General features: G+C 61.9%; 23 protein-coding genes. 10 read left to right on the plus strand and 13 right to left on the minus strand.

Going from position 1 to position 24376, the window contains the following annotated elements:
• Window position 1: 1 nt before the first annotated feature.
• Window positions 2–1012: a threonine aldolase family protein gene (locus tag H351_RS05165; protein WP_019745824.1), complete on the minus strand. Its 1011-nt coding sequence runs from the start codon at window positions 1010–1012 to the stop codon at window positions 2–4.
• A gap of 334 nt (window positions 1013–1346) precedes the next feature.
• On the opposite strand from H351_RS05165, the gene H351_RS05170 reads away from it, so the two are divergent.
• Both H351_RS05170 and H351_RS05175 read left to right on the plus strand, forming a co-directional pair.
• Entirely contained in the window at window positions 1347–1886 is a 540-nt protein-coding gene (locus H351_RS05170) for an HNH endonuclease (RefSeq protein WP_029256550.1), read from the plus strand.
• A 19-nt stretch (window positions 1887–1905) separates the two neighbouring features.
• Window positions 1906–2163 (plus strand): WhiB family transcriptional regulator, encoded by a 258-nt coding sequence (locus tag H351_RS05175; RefSeq protein WP_029256549.1) that lies wholly within the window; start codon window positions 1906–1908, stop codon window positions 2161–2163.
• A 4-nt stretch (window positions 2164–2167) separates the two neighbouring features.
• On the opposite strand, the gene H351_RS05180 is transcribed toward H351_RS05175, so the two are convergent.
• The 7 genes from H351_RS05180 to H351_RS05210 all read right to left on the minus strand — a co-directional run bounded on the left by H351_RS05180 (window position 2168) and on the right by H351_RS05210 (window position 8435).
• Window positions 2168–3589, minus strand: coding sequence for a DUF2252 domain-containing protein (locus tag H351_RS05180; protein ID WP_029256548.1), 1422 nt, complete (start codon window positions 3587–3589; stop codon window positions 2168–2170).
• Window positions 3590–3669: 80 nt separating this feature from the next.
• Complete coding sequence (locus tag H351_RS05185) at window positions 3670–3993, minus strand: DUF6292 family protein (RefSeq protein ID WP_019745820.1); 324 nt, start codon at window positions 3991–3993, stop codon at window positions 3670–3672.
• Window positions 3994–4062: 69 nt separating this feature from the next.
• Window positions 4063–5343, minus strand: a complete 1281-nt coding sequence (locus H351_RS05190; protein ID WP_029256547.1) for an NAD(P)/FAD-dependent oxidoreductase — start codon at window positions 5341–5343, stop codon at window positions 4063–4065.
• Window positions 5344–5388: 45 nt separating this feature from the next.
• Complete coding sequence (locus tag H351_RS05195) at window positions 5389–5940, minus strand: acyl-CoA thioesterase (RefSeq protein WP_020909529.1); 552 nt, start codon at window positions 5938–5940, stop codon at window positions 5389–5391.
• 56 nt (window positions 5941–5996) lie between these two features.
• Window positions 5997–6800 carry a class I SAM-dependent methyltransferase gene (locus H351_RS05200; protein WP_029256545.1) on the minus strand — a complete coding sequence of 268 codons (804 nt, stop codon included), beginning with the start codon at window positions 6798–6800 and terminating at the stop codon, window positions 5997–5999.
• A complete protein-coding gene (locus tag H351_RS05205) occupies window positions 6797–7453 on the minus strand; it encodes a FadR/GntR family transcriptional regulator (protein WP_029256544.1) in 657 nt (218 codons plus the stop codon). The genes H351_RS05200 and H351_RS05205 overlap by 4 nt, the downstream gene beginning before the upstream one ends.
• A 79-nt stretch (window positions 7454–7532) precedes the next feature.
• Entirely contained in the window at window positions 7533–8435 is a 903-nt protein-coding gene (locus H351_RS05210; protein WP_029256543.1) for an Lrp/AsnC family transcriptional regulator, read from the minus strand.
• Window positions 8436–8659: 224 nt separating this feature from the next.
• Here H351_RS05210 and H351_RS05215 point away from each other — a divergent pair, with 224 nt between their 5' ends.
• Together H351_RS05215 and H351_RS05220 are read left to right on the plus strand one after the other, a co-directional pair.
• Window positions 8660–10375: an amidohydrolase gene (locus H351_RS05215; RefSeq protein WP_029256542.1), complete on the plus strand. Its 1716-nt coding sequence runs from the start codon at window positions 8660–8662 to the stop codon at window positions 10373–10375.
• Entirely contained in the window at window positions 10375–11709 is a 1335-nt protein-coding gene (locus H351_RS05220) for an MFS transporter (protein WP_020971169.1), read from the plus strand. The genes H351_RS05215 and H351_RS05220 overlap by 1 nt, the downstream gene beginning before the upstream one ends.
• 136 nt (window positions 11710–11845) lie before the next feature.
• Here the strand turns inward: H351_RS05220 and H351_RS05225 are convergent, their stop codons facing one another.
• The 3 genes from H351_RS05225 to H351_RS05235 form a co-directional block, all read right to left on the minus strand.
• Entirely contained in the window at window positions 11846–12211 is a 366-nt protein-coding gene (locus H351_RS05225; RefSeq protein ID WP_024487573.1) for an ANTAR domain-containing protein, read from the minus strand.
• A gap of 336 nt (window positions 12212–12547) precedes the next feature.
• Window positions 12548–13414 carry an alpha/beta hydrolase family protein gene (locus H351_RS05230; RefSeq protein ID WP_020971167.1) on the minus strand — a complete coding sequence of 289 codons (867 nt, stop codon included), beginning with the start codon at window positions 13412–13414 and terminating at the stop codon, window positions 12548–12550.
• Window positions 13415–13504: 90 nt separating this feature from the next.
• Entirely contained in the window at window positions 13505–14551 is a 1047-nt protein-coding gene (locus H351_RS05235) for a LacI family DNA-binding transcriptional regulator (RefSeq protein ID WP_029256541.1), read from the minus strand.
• 254 nt (window positions 14552–14805) lie between these two features.
• On the opposite strand from H351_RS05235, the gene H351_RS05240 reads away from it, so the two are divergent.
• The gene (locus tag H351_RS05240; protein ID WP_051636518.1) at window positions 14806–16440 is read left to right on the plus strand and encodes a N,N-dimethylformamidase beta subunit family domain-containing protein; all 1635 of its coding nucleotides are present in this window, start codon (window positions 14806–14808) and stop codon (window positions 16438–16440) included.
• Window positions 16441–16617: 177 nt separating this feature from the next.
• Here the strand turns inward: H351_RS05240 and H351_RS05245 are convergent, their stop codons facing one another.
• Window positions 16618–17259, minus strand: a complete 642-nt coding sequence (locus tag H351_RS05245; protein ID WP_021345896.1) for a nucleoside/nucleotide kinase family protein — start codon at window positions 17257–17259, stop codon at window positions 16618–16620.
• A gap of 117 nt (window positions 17260–17376) precedes the next feature.
• Here H351_RS05245 and H351_RS05250 point away from each other — a divergent pair, with 117 nt between their 5' ends.
• Genes H351_RS05250 through H351_RS05270 form a run of 5 tightly spaced genes read left to right on the plus strand, consistent with a single transcriptional unit; the run spans window position 17377 to window position 23443 of the window.
• Window positions 17377–17976, plus strand: coding sequence for a TetR/AcrR family transcriptional regulator (locus H351_RS05250; RefSeq protein WP_021331692.1), 600 nt, complete (start codon window positions 17377–17379; stop codon window positions 17974–17976).
• A gap of 42 nt (window positions 17977–18018) precedes the next feature.
• The gene (locus H351_RS05255) at window positions 18019–18900 is read left to right on the plus strand and encodes a crotonase/enoyl-CoA hydratase family protein (RefSeq protein WP_029256539.1); all 882 of its coding nucleotides are present in this window, start codon (window positions 18019–18021) and stop codon (window positions 18898–18900) included.
• A 14-nt stretch (window positions 18901–18914) separates the two neighbouring features.
• A complete protein-coding gene (locus H351_RS05260) occupies window positions 18915–20558 on the plus strand; it encodes an AMP-binding protein (protein ID WP_029256538.1) in 1644 nt (547 codons plus the stop codon).
• Window positions 20559–20616: 58 nt separating this feature from the next.
• Window positions 20617–22194 carry an acetyl-CoA hydrolase/transferase family protein gene (locus tag H351_RS05265; RefSeq protein WP_420876484.1) on the plus strand — a complete coding sequence of 526 codons (1578 nt, stop codon included), beginning with the start codon at window positions 20617–20619 and terminating at the stop codon, window positions 22192–22194.
• A gap of 37 nt (window positions 22195–22231) precedes the next feature.
• A complete protein-coding gene (locus H351_RS05270) occupies window positions 22232–23443 on the plus strand; it encodes a PucR family transcriptional regulator (protein ID WP_029256536.1) in 1212 nt (403 codons plus the stop codon).
• On the opposite strand, the gene H351_RS05275 is transcribed toward H351_RS05270, so the two are convergent.
• On the minus strand, window positions 23444–24271 hold the full coding sequence (locus H351_RS05275) for an SDR family oxidoreductase (RefSeq protein WP_019745803.1): 828 nt from the start codon (window positions 24269–24271) through the stop codon (window positions 23444–23446). It abuts the gene before it with no gap.
• Window positions 24272–24376 lie beyond the last annotated feature (105 nt).

Consider the following 24376-nt stretch of genomic DNA (forward strand, 5'->3'; position numbering starts at 1 on the left):
CTCAGGCGGCTAGTCGGGACAGAACCTCGTCGATGTCGGCAGTGCTCACGTCTCGATGTGTCACGAACCGAACCTTCCCGGCGACGGTGACTGCACCGACGTCGACAGCGGCGAGCTGAGCAACGGTGGCCGACGGATCGGCTGTGGCGGCGAGAACGATGTTGGTTGCGGGTTCGTCGACAGCCCAACCGCGTTCACGAAGGCCCGACGCCAGGCGTTGCGCATTGTCGTGATCGTCGGACAGGCGAGCTTGTGAGCGAAGCGCGACGATGCCGGCTGCGGCAAGCACCCCGCCCTGACGAACGCCGCCGCCGAGCATCTTGCGGATCCTTCGGGCTTCGGTGATCAATTCAGGTGATGCGGCCAGAATCGAGCCGACCGGCGCACCGAGTCCCTTGCTCAGGCACACCTGGACGGTATCGGCGCCGGAAGTAAGTTCGGTGGGCGAAACATCGAGTGCAGCAGCGGCATTCCAGAGGCGGGCGCCGTCGAGGTGAATCTTCAAGCCGCGTGATCGCGCTGCGTCGACCAGTTTCGTCCACTCCGTCGGATTCATGACAGCGCCGCCGGCGAAATTGTGGGTGTTCTCGAGACAGAGCAGCGTGGTGTTCAACGTGAAGTACGGGCCGGGGGAGCCCGCCGCCTTCACGACGGTCTCGGGACTGGGACGTCCGGGTCCGCCGTCGTGCGGCAGCGCCATCGGCATTCCCTGTGCGAGCCAAGCAGCGGTGCCCAACTCTGACCCCAAGACGTGAGAGTGTTCCGGTGCGAGGAACTGATCGCCGCGGCGAAGGTGCAGCATCAGCGCAATCAGGTTGCCCATCGATCCGCTCGGTACCCACAAGGCCGCCGGAAAGCCCAGAGTATGTGCGACCTCTTCCTCGAGCGCCGCCATGGTCGGGTCGTGATCGAGGACGTCGTCACCGACCTCGGCGTCAGCCATCGCCTTCCGCATCTCCGCATCAGGCTTGGTGACGGTGTCCGAGCGTAGGTCGATGTACGACGAAGTCATGGCTCATTCGATCAAGCCGCGTGTTCCGGCGTCAAACCGCGGCCTTTGCTGGACGGCTATTCCGGCCTGATAAATCAATATCGCTGAGGATGCCTTCCGTGTGATGATGGGCGCCGGCAATCGTCGGTGAAGAGAACAAGAAGTGGAAGGGACAGGCATGCGCGACTCGAAGCAAGCGTTGCACCTGCGCGGGCACTCACCCCGCGGCATTTCCCTTCCTGCATTCGGGGAACAGAGTGGCGCTGGATATATGCCGTTCCCCGTTTCTTGCATTTGCTCCTGACCCGTCTTCACGTCCAGGAGTTCCACTCCTCGACATGAACTGAGACGTCTCATGCGGAACCCGAACCGCGCATCTACCGCCGCTTCTCACAGTTGGATGAACCGGTCCGTCCGGGTACTCAACGCAACGTACGAGTACCTCGGTGAAGTGAGCGCCGATCGTGCGATCGTCCTGATCGCCACCGGTTCCGCGCAGTCCACCGAAGACGTGATCCCGATACTTCCGGTGCGCTCCAAGCACGTCGAGATACCACTGCCTCGGACGATCCTGCTTGCCGAGTACGTGTATGTCGCCCACCGGGTTACGGTCACCGATTCCAGCCGAGCGACCTTCGCCGGCATCTTCGACCGGGACGGTCGTCAATGTGCGTACTGCGCCGCCAGAGCAACGACCATCGACCACGTCCAGCCGCGAAGCCGCAACGGGCTCAACACGTGGGGGAATCTGGTGGCGTGCTGCAGTTCCTGCAATCAGCGCAAAGCGGATCGCACACCGGCGGAGGCCGGCATGCGGTTGCTGTGGGAACCGAAGGCGCCTCGACGCATCGAGAAAGTGCAGCAGAAGATCTGGCGTGAATTGAGTCGGACGTGACGGTCGGAAGGAGTAAGTGATGTGCGCTGACGAAATCTCGAATCTGGCTGAGCTTCTGCCGATCTCGGACGACCGAACCTGGTGTCAGGCGGAATGTCGAGGAGACCCCGAGCCGGACCGCTGGTTTCCCTTTCCGTCCGAGGGATACGACTACGCGACCGACGTGTGCAACAGGTGCCCGATTGCGGAATCGTGTCGCGAATTCGCTTCTGCCACTGGCCAGACCGGAATCTGGGGTGGAGTGAAGTTCGAGCAGGGCAGGATCGTCGCGGCGTGAGGGATCAGATTCCCGGCTCCGCGGCGATCGTACCGGCCGATACCGCCCGGCACAGAGCGTCGTGGTCACGTTCGGTTTGATCGGCATAGAGCCGAGCAAACCGGGTGAGGGCGGTGTCGACCGTGTCCGAGGTTCCCAGGTAACCGGAAATCAGTGACGCGCCACTGGTTCGTGCATGTCCCTTGGCCAGTAGGCGACCGCAGATCGCGACATAATCGGTCAAGGCTGCTGCATCGATATTGTTCAGGTCCACAGAACCTTTCATGTTCCGGAACTGACGGACGTAGTACTGGCGGTCGTCCACGGTGCACCACCCGAGCAGTGGATCGCTGACTGTCTGGAGAGCCTGCTGGTATTCCGCGACGCGTCGTCCTTGATGGTCGTGCCAGGCCGAGTCGCCGTGCACGAAGGGTGCAACGACGGATCGGCGAGCCTGCTTGAGCTGCAAGAAGATGACGTCGTCCGGGATGCTCCCTTCGCACAAGGCGACGTATGCACGCAGAGCGACGCTTCCGACTCCGACAACCCGGTGCGCAACGTCGATGACGTTGTATCCCGAGACGACTCGGCGCCAGTGTGGTGCAAGGGTTTCGAGATACTCGTCCAGACCCTCCAGGAGGAAGTCGGTGTCCTGCGGCGTGAGTCGTGTTGTGAGCGGCGGGTTTTCGACCAACTGGCGCCGTCCGTGATCCTCGACAGTGAACCGAGGAACCGCGTGATCGCTCGTACGCCGTCGTGCCCGCTCCGCGGCGCGGCGGATCTCGGCCAGCAACCCGGGATCAGTGACGTGGTCGGTCAGTCCGTCGAGATCGACCCGGTCGAAGGAGCGATCGAACAGTGGACGCTCGGAAAGCTTTGCCAAGTGGAGGCGATATGCGGACACACACGAGGTTGTCGCTGTTTCGCATTCAGCTTCGGTGAGACCGTTCTGCCGCCCGGCCACCCAGATGCTCGCAGCCAACCTTCTCAGGTCCCATTCCCAGGGGCCCGGATGTGCTTCGTCGAAATCGTTGAGGTCTATGACAAGTTCACGTTCCGGGGACCCGTAGAACCCGAAGTTTCCGACGTGCGCATCCCCGCAGATGACGGGAGTGATGCCGGTGGACGGGAGCTGCGCCATGTCCTCTGCCATCAAGCCGGCGGTACCGCGCAGGAAACCGTACGGTGAAGCGACCATGCGTCCTACACGAATCGGAACCAACCAGTCGAGTCTTCCCTCGTGTGCCGTGTTGACCTGATCGACCGGATCGCGTCGGTTGGGCGGGGGCGTCCAATCACCAAGCGACGATCGTGCTACTCGCTTGCGCAGGCCCTTCCCGATTTTGCGACGCTCACTGCGGGGCGTCTGACGCGCTCGCAAAGTCGCCCTGCCGTCCGGTTCGTTCTCGAGAGCCAGCTGGCCGGCAGGCCTGTTCACCGGGTCCATGTCGGGCTCTCTTTCGTCGGGCGTGCGAAACTCGCGCTCGATCCTATGCCCGCTGGATTGCGCGCCGCGCGACGAGTTCCTTAACTACCCGCCTGGGCAATCAACTCGACAGCGCGGTCGGCGCACAGTTCCGGGTCCGGCATTCTCCCGATACCGAGGCATTCGACAACGGCGAACGACGTATCCGGTGTCGTTTCCACGCCGAGCGCCCACCCGAAGTAGTGATTCCAGGCGAGTACGGCTCGGTGGCCACTGTGCTGCGGAATCTCGCTGCCCAGAACGAGTACTGCGTCGAACGCGGGGCCGTCGCACCAGATGACCGATTCGGCGAAGGTGGAGCTGGCGACGGCGACTACGTACCTGTGACAAGTCGATTCACTCGGAATGGCGATGTGTGCACGCATGGTCGCTCCTCCGGCTCGGTTGCGATCGGAGGGTTCCCCGTTGCCGGCGCCGAAAAAACGCTTGGCAGATTACGTCCCGGCCACAGATCTACGACGCAGACGGTGTCTGAGATGTTTTTGTGCTGCCCGCGCGACCGAGCGAGTCGAGAGATACTGCTCGGCGGGTATCAACCGGGAACCGAACAAGTAGAACCTTTGGGCTTCGTCGTGGTCATGGGTGGCCGCGGAGATGAGCAGACGTTCGATCGCGGTGAACTTTCGCCCACCGGCGTAACCGCTCATGTAATCGATGTGTTTCGTCATACTCGCTCTGGCACTGCGGTATTCGGCCAAGGCAGCGTTCACGTTCCGATGCGAGTCGAGTGTGTGTGACGTCGTCTCCGTCAGCATTTGGGCGGTCGCGTCGACCAGCATCTGAGCGGTCTCCAGTGCCCACGAGCATCCGATGCCCCATAACGGGTCGTTGGTTGCCGCGGCGTCGCCGATGAGTGCGAACCCGTTACCTACCGGGTCGGTGAGGGTTGTGGAGAAGTGTTTGGTACCAACGATCTTCCCGACGATGTGCTCTCGGCGAACGGGCGGAGCGCCGGGTAATGCGTTGGCGTACGCGAGGAAAGCAGTAGACAGGTCGTCAGCGAACGGGCCGAGCTTGTCGAGGGCAGGGAAGACGACCAGCACGCTGATCCCGCCGTCGTTGGGGAGCAGGTAGGCGACGTCGGGATCCATGAACCACGACAATGAAGATTCTCCGTCGGGTCGTTCGAGTCCGGAGAGTTGAGCGAAGTAGCTGAAGCGCCCGTTGGACGCAGTCACCGAGTCGCAACGCGCGGATCGTGCGACGGTCGAATCCTTGCCGTCTGCTCCGACGGTCAATCGTGCTTCGACAGTGAAGGCCGAACCCTGTTCGGTGCCGTAGACGCCTGCAGTAGTGCCGTTCTTGGTCAGTAGTCCGGAAACACGATGTCCGAGAAGAAGGTCGACGTTCTGGTAGTCGTTCGCGAGTTGGCGCAGGAGGGGGTCGAGAGTTTCCCTTCGGACGTTGAATCCAGGCGGCGGTGAGTTCTCTGCAGCATCAGGGGTGATCATTCCCCACGGGGTCCAGAATTTCGGAACGGTTTCCACCATTCCCAGGGCGAGCAGTTTTTCCGTGGCGCCGAGTCGTTGCAAGATCGGGGCACCGCAGGGTTGTAGGTGGTGAGTGCACAGGACTTTGTGCGCCCGGATGTCGGAGCGAGCGTCGAGAAGCGCTATCCGCAGACCTTGCTGGGCGTACATGATTGCGGCCGCGCATCCCGCGATGCTCGCGCCGACAATCACAACGTCATAGTTTTCCCGTGCCTTCGAAGTCACTCGATCAGTTTAATGCATAAGGTTATAACTTAAATTTTACTGGATTTAGTCATCGTGTTCGGGCGTTAAGTCCCGAACCGCGGCCCGGATGGACTGTTCACGAAGCTCGTTCTCTCTGCGCAGTTCACGACGCCGACGACCGGCCTCGAATCGCTGCCTCGCGATTGTTCCGGTCGGCCGGAGTTGGGGTACCTCGGCCGGTTTTCCGTCGCTGCCCATTGCGACCATCGTGAAGTAGCAACTATTGGTGTGTCGAGATTTTCCGAGAAGAATGTCTTCGGTTTCGACGCGTATTCCGATTTCCATCGAGGTGCGCCCGGTGTAATTGACGGAAGCGCTGAACGTGACGAGTTCTCCGACATGCACCGGTTCGCGGAACACCACGCGATCCACCGACAGGGTCACGACGTACGTCTGGGCGTATCGACTCGCGCACGCATAGGCGACCTGGTCGAGAAACTTCAGAATCGTTCCGCCGTGAACGTTGCCCGAAAAATTGGACATGTCCGGCGTCATGAGGACGGTCATGGACAACGTTTGTTTCGATGCTTGCTGCGATGCTTGCTTCAATTCGGGCAGGGAGTTCGATTCGGACATCGAGCGGGCCTCTTCGGGTCGGTGGACGGTGAAGAGACCGTATCCGGCAAAGAGGGTTACCCGCGCGTTCGGAAGAACGCGGTGTCAGAGTTCGGGACAGTGCCAACGTGGAGGATGTATTCGCTGGTGGCGACGGGGCCTGTCGCACTCGACCTGAGATAGGGCTCGAGCGTCGAGCGGAGGTGCGCTGACATCGAAGCCCAATTCCCCGTGCTTCGAACGGCCTCGCGAAAGTTCTTCAACGCCGGTGCCTGGTCGCACAGTTCCTCGACGGGATCCGATCCGGCTGGTAGTTCCCACTCGAGCAGGTGGGAGGCCGAGCTCACCGACTCCAATCCGGCTGCCGCCTTCTCGAATTCGCTCGAGCTCGACCATGTCGTCGGTAGTGGTGTGATGCCATTCCACGCCGAGGCGGCCTCCCGGCGGAGTGCTGCTGCCCACCCGTTCTCCGACCACGTTGCGACGCAGATCTTTCCGCCTGGCCGGGTCACCCGCATCATCTCTGCGAGGGCAATCGAGGGGTCGGGGCAGAAGATGATCCCGAAGATGCTGACGCAGGCGTCGGCACTCGAATGCGGCCAGGGTAAAGACTGCGCATCGCCGATCGTGAAGGTGGGTTGGGTAGTGCCGGGGTAGGGAATCCAGCGTTTGCGTGCGACCTCGAGCTGGCTGGCGGAGAGGTCGAGTGCGTGGACCGTCATGCCTGACTGAGCCGCCGGGAGCGCAAAGTTCCCGGTTCCGGCGCAGACGTCGTACACCGTGCTCACATGCCCGATCGAGCGCAGTGCCTCCGTCGATGCCGGTGAGAGTTGCTCGGCAAGAGGCGAATACGTCGTACCATTCCAGTTTCCCTGATTCACGCCAAGCTCCTTTCGACTGCGTCGATGACCGTATCGAGCGCTGCGCCCGCCGCGCGCGCTGCTTCGTCGGGGTTGCGTTCCTCGATGGCAGCGATCAAGGGTCGGTGCTCGTCGACGTGGAAACCTGGACCGACACTGACGGCGGACAGCGAATCCGTCACGGCGGCAAGGACTCCCCGGTAGACGTCGATCAGTGCGGAATTGTGGGACGCCTCGACGATCGAAAGGTGCAGGGCCATGCCGGCTTCGACAGTGAAGCCGCCGACGTGACCGGGGTGGGCATTCCAGGCTGCATGTATCCGCGCGAGATCTGCGGGGGTGTGGCGCTGCGCTGCAAGTCGCGCGGCTTCGACCTCGAGTCCGCGTCGCAGGCTCAGTACGTCGAGAACGTCACCTCTGGCGAGCCTGCGCCCGAGTAGTCCTTCGACCGGCGACGCCGCCATGACGTACACGCCGCCACCGTGACGAACGGACAGAACTCCGGCGTGTGCAAGCGCCCGTACCGCTTCGCGCATGGTGTTTCGGGCGACTCCCAATTCCTCGACCAGTGCGGTCTCCGGCGGGAGTTTCGATCCGACGGGCCATCGGCCGGTCGATATCGCCTCCTCGATCGCCGCAGCGACGATGTCTACCTTGCGTCCGGAGTCGGACATGTGTGCCACCTCGGGTAAGTGAGTCAATGACTTTGTCCGAGGTTAGCGTGCTCTGACGAGTGGGTCAATGACTTGGGAATTATCCGCGTACGTCCAGGCTGCGGGCGTAGTGCTCCTTGAAAACCTCGAGATGCGCCCACGATTCCAAGCCGCTGACACCGTCGATGCCCCGGATTCGCTCGGACAGGGCATGGAGGTCGTTGGACGAGTTGGCGGCGACCGTCGCGATCACGTCGTACCGTCCGAGGGTCCGCGCGAGGAATTCGATTCCGGGCAGGGACTCGATCTCCGATACCGCGTTGTCGTCGCGTGAGCCCAGATTGACGCCGATGCCCATCGCCAGCGTCCGGCCACCACCTCGCCGCTTGACGACAGCGCCGACGCGCAGTGCCGTGCTCGCGATCAGGTGATTGACGCGATTGCGCACAGCGCTCGGCGACAGGCCGGTGTGTTCGGCCAGCTCGAGAAATGACATGCGCCCGTTGCGTTCGAGCAGTTCGATCAAGGTGACGTCCGTCGAATCGAGTCGGATGTCGGCTTGTAAAGCGGTCTCGGGCATGAAGATTCCCTTGATGACGTCGACGTAGACCAGCGTGCTCACGGATCTGACGCCACGCTGTGAGCGGAGTTCGGCGATGGCGCGGTACAGATCGTCGTGGCTGGGCACCCGAAGTTCTGCGATCACGTTGTACTGCCCGCTGACTGCCGAGATGTAGACGGCAGCCTCGGATTCGATCAACGCGTCCAGTACCGGGGTCATCGGTCCGGACACGGCGATCGACACGTGTGCGAGTGCCTTCAGGCCGAGAAGTTCGGGGTGTGCGACGGCAACCACGGACACCGTTCCCGAGTCGAGTAGTGCCTGCACCCTGGTGGACACTGCCGCGCGTGGGGCATCGACCGCCACGGACAGTTCGCGGTACGTCGCTCGCCCATTGCGTTGAAGAGCAGCTATGAGCTTGGAATCGAGATCGACCGTCATGGATGCCCCAACTTTTCCAGAGATTTTTCTGTATGAGCTTTCTATTAGAACAGTCGCATGTGGGCATAGATGATGTGGATAAGTGCAGAAATGCTAGAAAACTTGTACAAAAAAGTTGTGTACCACCTGGTCTGAAACTTTGATGCATTGCATAGCTCCAGGTCAGGGCGTAGTTTTCGCTCAACACGCAGTGACCTGCACCACCATCTCGACGAAGGACCACCATGCGCAAGTTGCACACGCACGAAGCCTCGCCGCTCGACGCCACCGCCACGATCTTCACCGGCGCCAAGATCCACACCGTTGACGACAGCACGGCGGGAGCCGAAGCGTTCCTGGTGTTCGGAAACCGCTTTGCCGCGGTGGGGACACTCGAGGAATGCCGCACGGAGGCGCGACGCCTGAGCACTCGCACGACCGCGGTGGTCGAACTCGACGGCGCCACCGTCGTCCCCGGATTCGTCGATCCGCACGCGCACCCGTTGATGTACGGACAGATGCTCAGCTGGGTGGACTGCGGGCCGGAGAAGGCGCACTCGATTCCCGGAATCATTGCCCTGCTTCAGGAAGCGGCACTCACAGCTCCTGCAGGTGTCCCGATTCGCGGATACGGCTATGAGCACCGCAACCTGATCGAAGGGCGTCATCCGCTCAAGGAAGAGCTCGATCAGGTGGCCACCGATCGCGAGGTCTACCTCATGAACGCGAGCGGTCACGGCGGCGTCGTCAACTCCTTCACTTTCGACAAGCACGGCATCGATGCGAGCACTGAGAACCCGGCCGGTGGCGAGTTCTTCCGAGACGCAGACGGCGAGTTGACGGGCGAGCTGTCCGACGCCGCGTGCAACATCCTCACCGGTGTCAACGGTGTGAAGGTCGGCCATCACGGACCCAACTTCCATCTCGAGGACGAGCCGGAAGAGCACCTTCGCCAGCTGTCGGTCGCTCAGGACAAGTTCCTGGCCGGCGGCGTCACCACCATCGGCGACTGCCAGGTGACGCGTCGTGAATTCGACATGTACCTGCGTCTGGCCGAGCAGGATCAGCTCAAGACGCGTGTCAGCATGTACATGCTCAGCCATCTCCTCGATCACGTCATCGACACGGGAATGCATGGCGCCTTCGGCAATTCGCGGCTCGCGTTCGGCGGCATCAAGTTCTACGCCGACGGCACTCTCGGCGGCTGGACCGCATACTTCCCCGACGGTTACGTGGGCGACCCGTGCCGCACCGGGCAGCTCTACCATGAGCCGGCGGACTACTCGGAGCTGATTGCCAAGGCGCACTCCGTGGGTCTGCAGACTGCCACGCACGCTCAGTCACCGACGGCCATCGACATGGTGCTCGACGCCATCGAAGCTGCGCAGAAGGCTCACCCCGACGCCGACGCGCGTCACCGCATCGAGCACTGCGGGCTCCCGACGGCCGAGCAGATCGCCCGGATGAACCTGGCCGGTGTGTACCCGGTGAACCAGCCGCAGCACTACTACAACTGGGGCGAGGGCGTCACCGCTGCGATCGGCACTCCGGGTGAGCGGTTCAACCCGCTCGGGGAGTTCATCGCTGCCGAGGTTCCCGTGACCATCAGCTCCGACGCCCCGGTCGCAGAGCCCAAGCCGCTCGAGGCAATTCAAGCAGCCGTCACTCGTGTGACGCGTCAAGGCCATCAGCTCGGCTCCGATGCACTCCGCATCACCGCCGACCAGGCACTGCAGGCTCACACGCTCAACGGTGCACGTGCGTTGGGCCGTGAAGCAGAACTTGGCAGCATCTCGGTCGGCAAGCGGGCCGACTTCGTCATTCTGGGCGCGGACCCCCTCGAGGTTCCGGCCGACGCGATTGCGCAGATCGAGGTGCGGGAGACCTGGATCGACGGCGAACTCGCACATTCAGGTCATAACCACCTATTGTCGAGCACTTCGACCACCGAGGAAAAGTAATGAACCGAGAGCAACAGATCGTGAAGGCCCGCAAGGCGGGATTTGCAGCCTTCGTCGGTACAACCATCGAGTGGTACGACTTCTACGTATATGCCACGGCAGCCGCCCTGGTCTTCGGTGACATCTTCTTCCCGCCCGGAACCGATCGCCTGACCGGCGTTGCGGCGGCGTTCGCGACGTACGCCGTCGGATTCTTCGCTCGCCCGCTCGGCGGAATCGTGTTCGGACATGTCGGTGACAAGATGGGCAGACGCACCGCACTTGTCGTCACACTGACGCTGATGGGTGCAGGCACCTTCCTCATCGGCATGTTGCCCACTTACGCGTCGATCGGGTTCTGGGCGCCGTTGCTGCTGGTTCTGCTCCGGTTCGTCCAAGGCTTCGCCGTCGGCGGTGAATGGGGTGGCGCGGTCCTGATGGCCGTCGAGCATGCTCCCGAGGACAAGAAGACTTTCTACGGCGGATTCGCTCAGCTGGGCAACCCGGCCGGCGCCCTTCTGGCCACCGGGTTCTTCAGCATTCTCTCCACCTTCGGCGACGACGCTCTGCGCGAGTGGGCTTGGCGTCTGCCGTTCCTCTGCTCGGCACTGCTGATTCTGGTCGGCTTGGTCGTTCGCCTGAAGGTCGAGGAGTCCCCGGTCTTCGAGTCCGAGGTGAAGTCCGCGGACGTTCCGGAGATGCTGCCGCTCAAGTACGCGCTGGTGACCAACTGGCGTCCGATCATCCTCGGTATCGGCATTCTGCCGGTCGCAGTCGGCGGCTACTACCTCGTGACGACCTTCATCACGGCATACGCAACCGACCCCGACGTCGGCTTGTCGGAGACGCTGATTCTCAACGCGCTCAGTGTCGCTGCAGTGGTCGAGTTGATCGCGACCCTGGGAGTGGCGTGGCTCGGCGACAAGGTGGGGCGCGTCCGCGTGGTCATCTGGGGTCTTGCTGCGGTCGCAATACTCGCAGCGCCGCAGTTCCTGGTGCTGAAGTCCGGATCCGTGTTCCTGATCTTCCTGACGTTTGCGGTCATGCGACTGGTGCTTGCTGCCACGTATGGTCCGATCGCCGCCGTTCTCTCACAGATGTTCAAGCCGCAGGCTCGTTACACAAGTATCTCGTTGGCGTACCAGGGTGCCGGCGCGATCTTCGGCGGATTGTCTCCGCTGGTCTCGACGCTGATGTACAAGGCAACCGGCAGCATCTGGCCGGTCATCGCACTGCTGATCGGCATGTGCATCCTGAGCATCGTCTGCCTGCTCTTCGCTCCGCAGCATGTGGACGAGGCGACCGACACCGACGGTGTGCGGCAGGACCTGAACAAGGAATCGGCCTCGGCCTGACTGCCGAGAATCGGCTTCCGCCTGACTGCCGAGAATCGGCCTCCGCCTGACAACTGAAAACACGAAGCTGGGGCAGTACACGATTTCCGTGTACTGCCCCAGCTGTCGTTTCAGGTCAGTTGTCGTTCAGCGACTGTTACGCGCCGACGAGATGGCGGTGAAAGTGATCGCTGCGTCGGTGGGCCTGGCTGAGATTCCTGATCTCGCGAAGCCAGAAGTGAGACGCCAGCGCGTTGTTGCTTCCGTAGCCCGTGCCGGAGGTGTCCTCGTCGATCAAGGCGACAAGCGCCTTGATCAGGCTGGTGACCTTGAGGTTGTTGGTCTGAGAATGTCGTACCAGCAGGTCGGCGGCTTCGTCGGTGCTGCAGCGGTAGAGCGTGCAGACAATTTCGAGAGCCCGTTCGCGGAGACGGCCCGAAGTAGTCGGGATCCGTAGTCCGTTTGTCGGGACACTGTTCGTCTGGTTGTTCGTGTCGTCGGGGTGAATCATGGTGTTGTACAAGGTATTCCTTTGAACCGCATGGGTTTTGGGCCCGTGCGGTGTGTAGCGCATGTTGATACTGGTGCAGTCGGTACGCGATTGGCGGCGGACTCTGTCGGAGCCTTCGGCCTGGTCAACAATCTGCGGGACTGATGAAAGTGCGTAGTGATCAAAGGCGCGGATTTGCACCGAACTGGAAGTCTGCCCCTGGAACGAATATTGGAACTGTCGTTCCGGGCGAAGCGACCGGCTGCCTGACTGACGGCTGCCCTCTGATAACCCCACCGTACGTCATGGAGTTGGTTTCAGCTAATCCTTTTGCGGGCGATCATGCTCACAGTAGGCAGTTTCACCTGCTCAAGGAGTGTTTACGTGATCGATTATTGCTTGCTTGGTGATAGCCCAGGCGTTGGTTGTCGGGTTGCCGAATTCGCCGTGGCCGACGCCGGGTAGTTCGATCAGATCGACCACGTCGCCTGCTGCTCGTGCGGCACGGGCATAGCGCCGGCTCTGTTCGACCGACACGACCTTGTCGCCGAGTCCGTGGATCGCCGTGACGGGGAGCCCGGTGGGGAGATGTTCGATCGGTGACGCGATGCGGTAACGGTCAGGGTGATCGACCGGCATGCCGCCCAGAAGATTTCGAACAAATCGATCTTTGCCCGCGGTTGCGGCGAGTGTCATGTCGAAGACGCCGGCCATGATCGTCGCCGAACGAATCGGCACGGTGAGGTCAGGCGCGGGAGCATCCGTGTCCTGTTGTGGTCGCGACGCGACCCATGCGGCCAGTTGTCCGCCCGCGGAGTATCCGGCGATGTGCACGCGACCCAAATCCAGTCGCCCGGAGGCCTTTTCCTGAACGATGCCGGCAAGCGCGTTGGTCGCCGCAACGGTATCGGAGAGAGTAGTCGGCCAACCGCCCTGCCCACCTATACGTCTGTATTCGATGTTCCAGACCGCAATTCCGTAGGGGGTCAGCGTTTTTGCCCACGCACCCGCGTACTCCAGATTGCTCTTCTGTGCCCAGCCGCCGCCGTGGATCAATACGACGACTGGCAGGTCGCCGTCCGATCCGGGTGGAAGATACAGATCGCCGAAAGTATCTGCGGCAGCAGCGTAAGCGATGCGTACCGCAGGGACATCGCGGTCGAGACCGGAGGCGCTGGCGACCGAGATCACGAGCGTGAAGATGCAGACGAGCGCTACGGCGAGGTACCTGGCCAAGCGGTCGCGGGAGCGGTGCGCGATGGCTTGATTCCTCTCGGTCTGCGACGGACGATTGTCAGGAAATCAGTCTATCGGTGCCGAGTGAATTCATGGGGTGAGCGAATGCGCCGTGCTTGCTCGTATGCGTAGTTCGCTACGCGTGTGGGTCGGCGCAGAGGGTTCGTCACCGTCGATCAGGGCGAGCAGTGCATCCACCGCCAAAGCTGCTTGTTCTTCGGGGAAGAAGTTGACGGCGGTGATCGGGGGATCGGAGATCAGTAGAGCGGGCTCGTCACTGTCCTGGGCGATCAAGATACTTCCGGGAATTGACAGGCCGAGATCGAGCGCCGCTCGTGCAGCGGCGGGGGCGCAACCGAGGATGACCGAGAGAATCGCGTCAGGGGGATTCTCGGATGTCAGTGCTTTGTGAGTTGCCGCGTATGCCGCGGAGACGAGTTGTTCGACGGAATTGACGCCCTCGAACGACGCCAGGTCGTCGGTGGCTCGGGGCGACACGCCGTGGATGCGGCACCATTCGAGGTAAGCGACGGTCGTTGCGCGAGTCCATGCCGAATCCATTCCGGGATTGAGGACAAGGATATCCGTTGCGCCCTGTTCGGTGAGGTGGTTCAAGAGCGTTTCGGTCGTGGCGAAGAGATCCGGCGAAATACTCCATCCGAATTGCTCAGGGTTGCCGGGACCCACTACGACAGAAGGTATTCCGAGTTTCTTCAAGATGTCGACGCGAGGGTCGTGCATCATCGGGTCGACGACGATCACACCGTCCATCTCGATGCGACGCAGTCCGTTCGGGTCTTTCATCGACGGCAACAACAGGAGTGAGTGATCGGCGTGGAACGCTGCCTGTGTGGCGGCGGTCGCCACACGGCCGTACCAGTCGAAGTTGAGGCACTCGGCCGAGGAAGGCTCGTCCGGGGCCGGGAGCATCAACCCGAGGGTGGCGGTTCGACCCGAGCGAAGGTTTTGTGCCGACCGATTGGCTCGGTAACCCAAGCGATCCGCAACCTCTTGAACACGCGCCCGGGTGGCAGAGTCGACTCTGCCCTTGCCGTTGAGTGCGTAGGAAACTGTGGACACGGCGACGCCGGCGGCTGTCGCGACATCGCGAAGCGTCGGGACGTTCGGCGTGATCATCGGGGTCGCGTCCTCTAGTTGCTGGGCGGTTTCTACTCAAGAGTAACGCCCAATCGTTTCGGCAGGGGGAACCTGGCGGACGATTGTTCAGTCGAAGAAATTGCGCCGAATCGTTTCATCAAAGCTATTGACTATGCCGAAACGTTTCGGCACTCTCGTAGAACACCGGGACAACTTCGAGTGAAATTCGGTCGACCTCGGGCACCCTCATTCCCAGTCCCTGCGCCTAAATACGACGATCCACGGAGTTACCCATGAGAGAGAAAACCCGTCCACGTCGCGCGGGTGCTGCTGCCGCGTGGTCGGCCACTGGTGGTTTGGTCGAACGGCCGGGAATGATTCCGGGAGCACCCGAGATCTGGGTCTACGCAGACAAGTTCTCCTACTTCGCCGGCGATACCGTCTCGGTGCGCGTGCACACCACCGCTGACGAATACGACATCGAGGTGGTCCGTGACGGCGCGCGCCCACAGAGCATCGTCAAGTACATCGGGCTACCAGGCAAACAACAGTCGACGCCCGACGACGCCTATGCGACCGGGTGTGATTGGTCGGAATCCGTTGCCTTCACCGTTGCACCGAATTGGGCTTCGGGGATGTACCTGATCCTGGTTCGAATGCGTCACGAAGGTGGGGTCGTCGAAGGTGAGGGATTCTTCATTGTCAAGGCACGTGAACCCGAGCACGCTGACATGGTCCTCATCCACACCACGAGCACGATGTTGGCCTACAACGACTGGGGCGGAGCCAACAATTTCCGTGGTGCCCCGGACGGTTTCGGCGACGTGGCGACACCGATTTCGTCGACGCAGCGTCCCATCGCGCGCGGGATGTTGCGCAAACCCGAAGGTGCAGCGCGAAACATTCACACCGATATGCCGGGAATCGGATGGGTTCCGCGGCACCCGCCGTACGAATGGGCCTGGGTGAACGGATACTCGCGCCATCACGCCGACGCATTCTGGGCGACGTACGAACGCCCGTTCACGGTGTGGGCGGAGGAGCAAGCGTTTCTCGTACACCACATCACCCAGCACGACCTACATGAGGATCCCTCAGCGCTGCGCGGATATTCGTGTGCAGTCGTCGTCGGTCACGACGAGTACTGGTCGTGGGAAATGCGTGATCGTCTCGACGCATTTGTCGAAGGAGGAGGCGGCCTGGCGCGATTCGGCGGGAACTTCCTGTGGCAGGTACGCATCGAAGGTGACGCGCAGATTTGTTACAAGAACCCCTTCGACGATCCCATACGAGAAGTAGACCCCACCCGCATCACCACGGCATGGGATTCCCCCGAGATTGATCGGCCGGGCGCGTGGACGATGGGTTTGACCGCGATGGCGGGGGTGTACAACCGTTACGGCGCAACAACTCCGAGGTCATCCGGCGGCTTTACCGTATACCGGCCCGACCATTGGGCATTGAACGGAACCGACCTGTATTACGGTGACAACTTCGGAATAGCGCCGGTCTGTATTGCCGCCTTCGCAATGGACGGTGCGGACTACACGTTCAGGAAGGGTCTGCCGTACGCCACCGGTGTCGACGGTGCACCAGAGGATCTGGAAATCATCGCAATGGCGCCGGCAGTTTCGGGGTCACGGGACAACTGGAACGGCACCGTTCCGATTGGTGCGCCCTTCGCCGAGTTGTCGGGAATCTTCGAAAGTGCCTATGGGAGAGAACTCCCCGAGCATCTGCGCGAGTTCGAATACGGTTCGGGAATGGTGGCGACACATCAGCGCGGTCTCGGAACCGTTTTCAATGCCGGGACGACCGAGTGGGTCAGTGGACTGATTCACCGGGATCCTTTCACCGAACGAATAACCGCAAACGTACTGAATCTGTTTGCTGCGCAACTGTCGAGTTTCACTGAGAAGACAAACTGACGGCGGCGACCAGCGGTAGAGTTTGTTGCCCCGAGGATGATGGCGAAAGAGGATCAATACGTACGTATGTATGGAGATCTGAAATCGACTTGACCAGGGTTTTTAATCCAAACTACCGTAGTCTTCGCCGTTCAGTTGGATGACGGGTGAGTGTGGGGAGCTGCCGAACTTTGGCAGTCACGTGCGGATCTCCACGATCAGATCCGCACGTGACCTGGCCGCTGCGATTACGTCGGCGTTCGGTTGATCCACCCGTCTCACCCAGTCCGCGGCCGCTTCGGAACTCCTCCCGAAGCGGCTGTGGCGTTTCACCAACCGCTGTGTGCGTGTCGCCTCCGGAACCTCGAGGTACCAGACGGTGTCGATCGCCGCTCGTACTTGTGGCCAGCTGCCGTTTGGTAGGAGGAGGTAGTTTCCCTCGGTGACGATCAACGGCGTTCGAGGCTCGACAGCGGTTGCGCTGCCGATTGATTCGTCGATCTCGCGATCGAAGACGGGCGCGTACACAATGGAGTCTTCGGATCGGAGGCGGTGTAGAAGCGCCGCGTATCCGTCGGCGTCGAAAGTTTCCGGAGCGCCTTTTTGTCCACGCCTGCCGAGTCGGTCGAGTTCCCGATTGGCAAGGTGAAAGCCGTCCATCTCGACGACGGTGCAGAGTGAGTCCAGTTTCTGCGCAATTGCCTGTGAAGCCGTCGATTTCCCGGCTCCAGGGGCTCCCGTGATGCCGAGAATGTATCGGCCGTTGTCGGTGATCAGTGAAGCGGCGCGTGAGGCAAGTTGATCGAGCGTCAGCGAGACGGTCGGCGGTGAGGTCCTCACTTGTTGCTCCGATCAGTCCGAGGTCCGGTGGATCGAGGGTACGCCGGCGGTCTTCAACCGTTGACAGTCTGAATGGACTGTGAAACTGTGAGCCATGCCACTCGAGAGACTGGAGGTGTGACCGTGACCCTGCGTGACGCGCAGCGCGAAGCCACGCGCCACCGGATTCTCGATGCGGCAACGGATTTACTGATAGCGGACGGGTATTCGTCGTTGACGACGCAGTCGGTTCAAACGGCTGCCGGAGTCAGTCGGGGCGCTCTCCTGCACCACTTTCCGAATATGCAGGAGCTCACTGCCGCGTTGGTGTCGAATATCGTCGTGCGGAACGAGGCGGCGGTGAGGTCGGCGATGTCTCGACAAGACCCGTCGGTGGATACGATCGAGAATTCGATCTCCGCTTTGTATTCGGCGTTGACTCAGCCGCCGTTCCAAGCGGAACTCGAACTGTGGTCGGCGGCTCGGACGGATCCGGTGTTGGCGGAGGTTCTCCGCGAATCGGAGCGCGTCGCCGGGCGGGATTTGCAGCGAGTTGTCCATGACGCGTTCGGGCCTGAAATTGTTGCTTCCGAGAACTATTCGCAAATTGCAGATCTAACCGTGCTGATGCTCCGTGGTTTGGCGTTGTCCCGGGCGGTACACAAGAGCGATGCCTCTGCGCGTCGTTCGATCAGTCAATGGGCGGGCGTCGTTCGCCTGCTGCTCACCCAGAACTAGCGCAACTCGTTTCGTTCGAGATGCGCTCGATCGACAGGACCGATGATGACAGATTTTGCGACCCTGAAATACGAGACCTCTGGTGGTAAGGCGTACATCACCCTGAACCGCCCCGATCGGCTCAACGCAATCGACGATCGGATGCCGTCGGACATCCGAAATGCAGTTGCGGCGGCCAATGACGACGACGACGTTCGCGTGATCATCTTGCAAGGCGCAGGCAAGGCGTTTTGCGCCGGGTACGACCTCAAGAAGTTCGCCGAAGGAGATCTCGACGGAAAGTGGAATCAAGGCCCGGTGTGGGACCCCATCAAGGACTTTCGGGGCATGAAGCAGAACACCGACGACTTCTTCACCCTCTGGCGATCGCTCAAGCCGACCATCTGCAAAGTTCAGGGTCATGCAGTCGCAGGCGGAAGCGATATTGCGCTGTCTTGCGACATGCTGATCATGGCTGACGACGCCCGCATCGGATACCCGCCTGCTCGCGTCTGGGGTTGCCCGACCACAGCTATGTGGGTGTACCGCCTCGGGGCGCAACGCGCCAAGCGAATGTTGTTGACGGGAGACACCATTGACGGTGTCACCGCCGCCGATTGGGGATTGGCGCTCGAATCGGTGCCGGCCGACGAACTGGACGCTGCGGTGGAGGCGTTGACGGATCGCATCGCCGGTGTCCCGCTCAATCAATTGGCAATGCAGAAGATGATGATCAATCAGGCGTACGACAACATGGGGTTGCAGGGTACCCAGGTGCTGGCAACCCTGTTCGACGGAATCACGCGCCACTCGCCGGAAGGGCGCTGGTTCAAGGATTTTGCCGAACGCGACGGATTTCACGCCGCGGTGCAGTACCGCGATTCCGGCCGCAAGATTCCAGACGGAGGCGGGCCGCTCCCCGAATCCGACACCCCTTCACGATAGAAAGTGGATGTGAGATGAGCAGTGTTCTCGAAACGTCGTACTTCCCCGCGGACGTGTCGGACCCGATAGTGGAACAAACGGTCGGCGGGCTGCTCCGAGAGTGCGCCGCGGACTCGCCGAACCTGATTGCAATCAGAGAAGTGGTTCCGACGCAATCGCATTCGTTGTCCGGTGCCTCCGAGACGGATCGCACCTGGACCTTTGCGGAACTCCTGGGTGAAGCGGAGGTGTGCGCGCACTACCTCTTGTCGCAGTTCGACCGCGGCGACCGGATAACGGTCTGGGCTCCGAACATTCCGGAGTGGATGATTCTGCAGTACGGCGCCGCGCTCGCCGGAATGGTTCTGGTGACTGCCAATCCGGCGTTGGGCGCCGAGGAGTTGGCGTACGTCTTGTCGCAGTCCCAGTCCCGCGGGTTGTTCCACACCGGAAAGTTTCGCGGCGGTGACATGGCGGCGGTGGCATCCGAGGCGATTTCGATTGCGGGAGCAGAAGTTCTGGCAGTGAACTTCGAGGACTGGGATCGTCAGGTTCGAGGTTGGGCCGGCGAACGGGGCGCACTGCCGGAAGTCTCTCCTGACGACAATGCGCAGATCCAGTACACGTCGGGAACCACCGGAGTTCCCAAAGGTGCGCTGCTGCATCACCGAGGACTGGTCAACAATGCCGATTTCGTCAGTCGGAGAGGTCAATTCCCCGAACGGGGTTCGGTGGTCTCGGCGATGCCGCTCTTCCACACCGCTGGGTGCGGCATCCTGGTCCTCGGCGCCGCACAGCGAAGAATGTCCATCGGTCTGATCCAGTATTTCGACCCGACTGCGGTTCTCGATGCGGCGGAACGCTTTCGCGCGGATGTGGTCAGTGGAGTTCCGACGATGCTGATCGCGATGATCAACGACGCCAGCTTCGCGAGCCGCGATTTCTCGACCTGTTCGGTGGTCGTGTCGGGTGGGTCGTCGGTCCCGCCCGAACTCGTGAGCACGGTGGAGTCGGCCTTCGGTGCGGGGTTCAGCATCGTCTACGGACAAACCGAGGCGAGCCCCGTGATCACGCAGACCAGCCCCGCCGACACCCCCGAAGACAAATCGGAGACGGTCGGTCTCGCGTTGCCGCAGGTCGAGGTGAAGATCTCCGACGTGGTGACCGGGGACAGCGTGCCACTCGGCGAACAAGGTGAGATCTGCGCGCGCGGGTACCTCGTCATGACCGAATACTTCCGCAACCCGGAGGCTTCGGCTGCCACCGTGGACAAGGACGGTTGGTTGCATACCGGCGACTTGGGGACGATGGATCACCGTGGATACGTCCGGGTGACCGGCCGGCTCAAGGACATGATCATCCGCGGCGGGGAGAACATCTATCCGCGAGAGGTCGAGTCCGTGATCTTCACGCATCCGAAGATCCTCGATGTAGCGGTCGTGGGTGTGCCCGACGAGGTATGGGGCGAGCGGGTGGTTGCCGTCATCAGGTGGAAAGACGAGTCCGACCAGCCGACCGCAGCCGAACTGGTCGAGTTCTGCACCGAGCGACTGGCACGCCACAAAGCACCCAAGGAGTGGTTCAGTGCAGAAGCATTTCCTCTGACCGGCTCGGGCAAGATTCAGAAATATCGAATTGCAAGCCTGGTCGGCGAGGGCGCCTACGGCGTCGTCAGCTGACCCGAGCGCATAGCACGTCGGAGCGATTCTGTCTGGGTTATCCCCGTAAATCGCTCCGATGTGCCCTGTTTATCCTGGTGGCGTGAGTTCATCTTTCGGTGAGACCGGACACAAAGCCACCTCCAGCCGCATCCGCGCCACAGCCTTTGCGTCGAAGGTGATGCCCGCGTCCGACGCAGTGAAGTTCATTCACCCCGGCGACACGGTCGCGATCAGCGGTTTCGCAAGCGCCGGTACTCCCAAGGTGATCATTCCGGCGCTGGCCGAGCGCATTCACCACACCCGGGGCAACGGATCGAACTTCACGATCAATCTCCTGACCGGCGCGTCGGTGTCCACCGAGACCGAAAGGCTGCTCGCCGAGGTCGACGGAATCGCGCTGCGAATGCCGTATCAGTCCGAGGCCACCGCGCGTCGCCGCATCAACGACGGTCGCATGGACTACGTCGACATCCATCTCTCCCACGTTGCTCAGCAGGTGTGGGAGGGCTACTACGGCAACGTCGACGTCGCGGTCGTCGAAGTCGCCGGTGTCACCGAATCAGGTGAACTGATTCCCTCCGCGTCGATCGGCAATAACAAGACGTGGCTCGACGTCGCAGACAAGGTCATTCTCGAAGTCAACTCCTGGGTGCCCGAGGCGATGGAAGGCATCCACGACGTCTACTACGGCACCGCGTTGCCGCCGCATCGCAAGCCTCTCGAGATCACCCGCGTCGAAGACCGGATCGGCCAGACGACATTCCGAGTGGATCCCGCGAAGGTTGTGGCCGTTGTCGAGACGGACTGCCGAGACAGCGCGAGCCCTCTCACTGCACCCGACGCCGTCAGTGAGGCGATCGCCGGCCACGTCCTGGAATTCTTCGACTTCGAGGTGCGCGCCGGACGGATGCCGGCGGATACCTTGCTTCCGCTGCAGGCAGGCATCGGCAATGTTGCCAATGCGGTCCTCGGCGGTCTCGATCGGGGGCCGTACCGCGGCCTGACCTGCTACTCCGAGGTCATCCAGGACGGGATGCTCAAGCTGATCAAGGACGGAACCGTCGCGCATGCGTCGTCGACGGCTTTGGCGCTCACCGACGAGGGCATCGAAGAACTGACCGCGAACATCGACTTCTACCGCAACCACATCACGCTCCGTCCGCAGGAAATCAGCAACCACCCAGAGGTGGTGCGCAGACTCGGAATCATCGCCATGAACGGCATGCTCGAGGCCGACATCTACGGCAACGTGAACTCGACGCACGTCATGGGGACGAAGATCATGAACGGAATCGGCGGCTCGGGGGACTTCGCCCGCAACGGCTACGTGTCCATGTTCCTGAGCCCGTCGACGGCCCGCGGCGGTGAGATCTCGGCGATCGTTCCGATGGTTCCGCACGTCGACCATACCGAGCACGACACTCAGGTGTTGGTCACCGAGCAGGGGTTGGCCGATCTGCGCGGTCTGTCTCCGCGGCGACGCGCGCGCCTGATCGTCGACAACTGTGCTCACCCGGAGTTCCGGCCACTGCTCCGCGATTACATCGCTCGCGCCGACGCTCAGCCGGGCGCGGGGCAGACGCCGCACATCCTGGGCGAGGCATTCTCGTTCCATCAGCGGTACATCGACACGGGTTCGATGCGCCTTTCCTGACGCCGGGCAATTCCGCTGACAGTGAGAGAATGCGAGGGTGAGCCGAACCGGGGTACCTGACGACGCCATCCGCCGGGTTGCCGCGGCAGGGGCGGACGACGCCGGTGGCCTACCCGTCGAGTTGCTGGGTGATTTCCTGGACGTGCTCAGTGTCGCCGTATGCGAGGGGAAGCCGCTGCAGCGTCGTCAGCTGCATCGTTTCCGCGCCCGTGGTGAAGAAGCGGCGCAGCAGGGTGTTGCCCTGCGAGCCTTGCTCGATCTTTATCTCTCCTCGGCTTGGCGCCTGTGGCGTGAGCTCCCCGCTGTTATTGCGGCACAATCGGATCCGACTGCCGTCGTCTCGGCCGGCGAAGTCATGCTCCGTGCCGTCGACGATGCCGTCGCCGAACTGGCCGAAGGATTTCAGTTGGCCAGGCGTTCTCTGGTCCGCTCGCAGGTATCGGCACGCCGTGAGTTCGTCGACGACCTGTTGACCGGTGGAGCCGATGTCGTCGGATTGTTAGGTCGTGCTTCGGGATTCGGGCTCCATCTCAGCGGTCCGCATGCCGTCGCGGTGGTGACCGCGACGCGCGAGTTCACCGACGACAATCCCTTGGTGCGGGCCGTCGAACGTGCCGTGCTCGGCAGCAAGGGTGACGCCGACGCGTTGGTTGCCAGCAAGAGCGGCAAACTGGTCGTCGTTTTCGCGGCGCCGGACCGTGATGCCGTTGATCACGTGCTGGCGGGTATTCGGTCGGCTCTTGGACCGGGAACCGATGACGACGGGCGAGTTCAGTTGCAGCGGCGTGCTTTGGACGGCACCTGGCAGATCGCTGTCGGGCGCCCTCGCACCACTGCTTCGGGCGTCGTGGCGTCGTACCGGGAGGCGCTCGACGCACTGGACCTGGCGCAGCGCCTGTCGTTGACCGCACCGATCATCGATGCTCGTGACCTGCTGGTCTACCGCGTTCTGGTCAACGACAGGCCGGCGGTCACCGACCTTATCCACACCCTGCTCACCCCGCTGCTCGAGGCACGCGGCGGCGCTGGGCCGATGATCGACACCCTGCTCGCGTACTTCTCCGCCGGCGGCAATACGGCAAAGACCGCCCGAGGCCTGCATTTGTCGGTCCGGGCGGTCACGTACCGCTTGGACCGTATCCGTGAACTCACCGGCCAGAACGTCAACGACCCCAACGACAGCTTCGCGCTCCACGCTGCCGTGTTGGGCGCGAAGTTGCTCGACTGGCCGGCCACGGAGCTGGCCTGATCAGCTGGTGCGCGCCCGTTCCTCGTAGGCAGCACGGGCCGCGGTGTCCACGTCGCCGAGAAACTGCGTCTCGACGCCGAACAGTCGGCTCAATGCCTCGTAAGGCCGTCGGGGTACGAAACCCTGTGCCTGGACAAGCAGTCCGGATACTCGCGTAATGCGCACGCGTGGTCGAGGTTTGGTGATCAAGCCGACGATTGCTTCGGCGATTTCCTCCGGCTGAACCTCACGGAAACCCTTCATTCCCGAAGTCCCGGAAGTGAGTTGGGTGTTGGTGAGCGTCGGCAGTACGGACGAGACGTTCACTCCGGTGCCACGAACTTCCTTGCGGACAGAATCGGTGAAGCCCAACACCGCATGCTTGGCGCCGCAATACGTCGACAAACCGGGGCACGGGAGTTCGCCGGCAAGCGAAGCGATGTTGATGACGTGTCCACGTCCGCGTGGAAGCATCCGTCGCAGTGCGAGTTTGGTTCCCGTGATCACGCCGAGGACGTCGATCTCGATGATGCGTCTGGTCACGGTGTCGTCCTCGTCGACGATCCGTCCGACCGGCATGATGCCCGCATTGTTGACCAGTACGTCGATCGGGCCGAGTTCACCTTCGACGGTGTCGAGGAAGTCGAAGAACGACGCGGGGTCGGTGACGTCGAGACGCCCGAACGTACGGATGCCCAAATCTTTTGCAGCCTGCGCGAGAGTGGCTTCGTCGATGTCGCCGATCGCGACCCTCGCGCCCAGGCTGATGAGCCGTTTCGCGGTGGCGTATCCGATGCCCCTGGCGCCACCGGTGATGACCACTACCTGACCGTCGAAAGGCTTGTTCATATCGCGAGCGTCTCCAAAAACTAGAGGGATGGGATTGCAGTGACGTAAATCTGCAGCGACGTGAAACTGCAGTGAGATGTGATTGTGGACCAGTTGAAGTTGGGT

Source organism: Rhodococcus erythropolis R138 (assembly GCF_000696675.2).
GTDB lineage: Bacteria > Actinomycetota > Actinomycetes > Mycobacteriales > Mycobacteriaceae > Rhodococcus_F > Rhodococcus_F erythropolis.

What these genes read in the sequence shown, in the direction of transcription:
- H351_RS05165 (WP_019745824.1), bottom strand. Translation starts at nt 1,012, where the DNA reads ATGACTTCGTCGTACATCGACCTACGCTCGGACACCGTCACCAAGCCT.
- H351_RS05170 (WP_029256550.1), top strand. Translation starts at nt 1,347, where the DNA reads ATGCGGAACCCGAACCGCGCATCTACCGCCGCTTCTCACAGTTGGATG.
- H351_RS05175 (WP_029256549.1), top strand. Translation starts at nt 1,906, where the DNA reads ATGTGCGCTGACGAAATCTCGAATCTGGCTGAGCTTCTGCCGATCTCG.
- H351_RS05180 (WP_029256548.1), bottom strand. Translation starts at nt 3,589, where the DNA reads ATGGACCCGGTGAACAGGCCTGCCGGCCAGCTGGCTCTCGAGAACGAA.
- H351_RS05185 (WP_019745820.1), bottom strand. Translation starts at nt 3,993, where the DNA reads ATGCGTGCACACATCGCCATTCCGAGTGAATCGACTTGTCACAGGTAC.
- H351_RS05195 (WP_020909529.1), bottom strand. Translation starts at nt 5,940, where the DNA reads ATGTCCGAATCGAACTCCCTGCCCGAATTGAAGCAAGCATCGCAGCAA.
- H351_RS05205 (WP_029256544.1), bottom strand. Translation starts at nt 7,453, where the DNA reads ATGTCCGACTCCGGACGCAAGGTAGACATCGTCGCTGCGGCGATCGAG.
- H351_RS05210 (WP_029256543.1), bottom strand. Translation starts at nt 8,435, where the DNA reads ATGACGGTCGATCTCGATTCCAAGCTCATAGCTGCTCTTCAACGCAAT.
- H351_RS05215 (WP_029256542.1), top strand. Translation starts at nt 8,660, where the DNA reads ATGCGCAAGTTGCACACGCACGAAGCCTCGCCGCTCGACGCCACCGCC.
- H351_RS05220 (WP_020971169.1), top strand. Translation starts at nt 10,375, where the DNA reads ATGAACCGAGAGCAACAGATCGTGAAGGCCCGCAAGGCGGGATTTGCA.
- H351_RS05235 (WP_029256541.1), bottom strand. Translation starts at nt 14,551, where the DNA reads ATGATCACGCCGAACGTCCCGACGCTTCGCGATGTCGCGACAGCCGCC.
- H351_RS05240 (WP_051636518.1), top strand. Translation starts at nt 14,806, where the DNA reads ATGAGAGAGAAAACCCGTCCACGTCGCGCGGGTGCTGCTGCCGCGTGG.
- H351_RS05255 (WP_029256539.1), top strand. Translation starts at nt 18,019, where the DNA reads ATGATGACAGATTTTGCGACCCTGAAATACGAGACCTCTGGTGGTAAG.
- H351_RS05260 (WP_029256538.1), top strand. Translation starts at nt 18,915, where the DNA reads ATGAGCAGTGTTCTCGAAACGTCGTACTTCCCCGCGGACGTGTCGGAC.
- H351_RS05265 (WP_420876484.1), top strand. Translation starts at nt 20,617, where the DNA reads ATGTGCCCTGTTTATCCTGGTGGCGTGAGTTCATCTTTCGGTGAGACC.
- H351_RS05275 (WP_019745803.1), bottom strand. Translation starts at nt 24,271, where the DNA reads ATGAACAAGCCTTTCGACGGTCAGGTAGTGGTCATCACCGGTGGCGCC.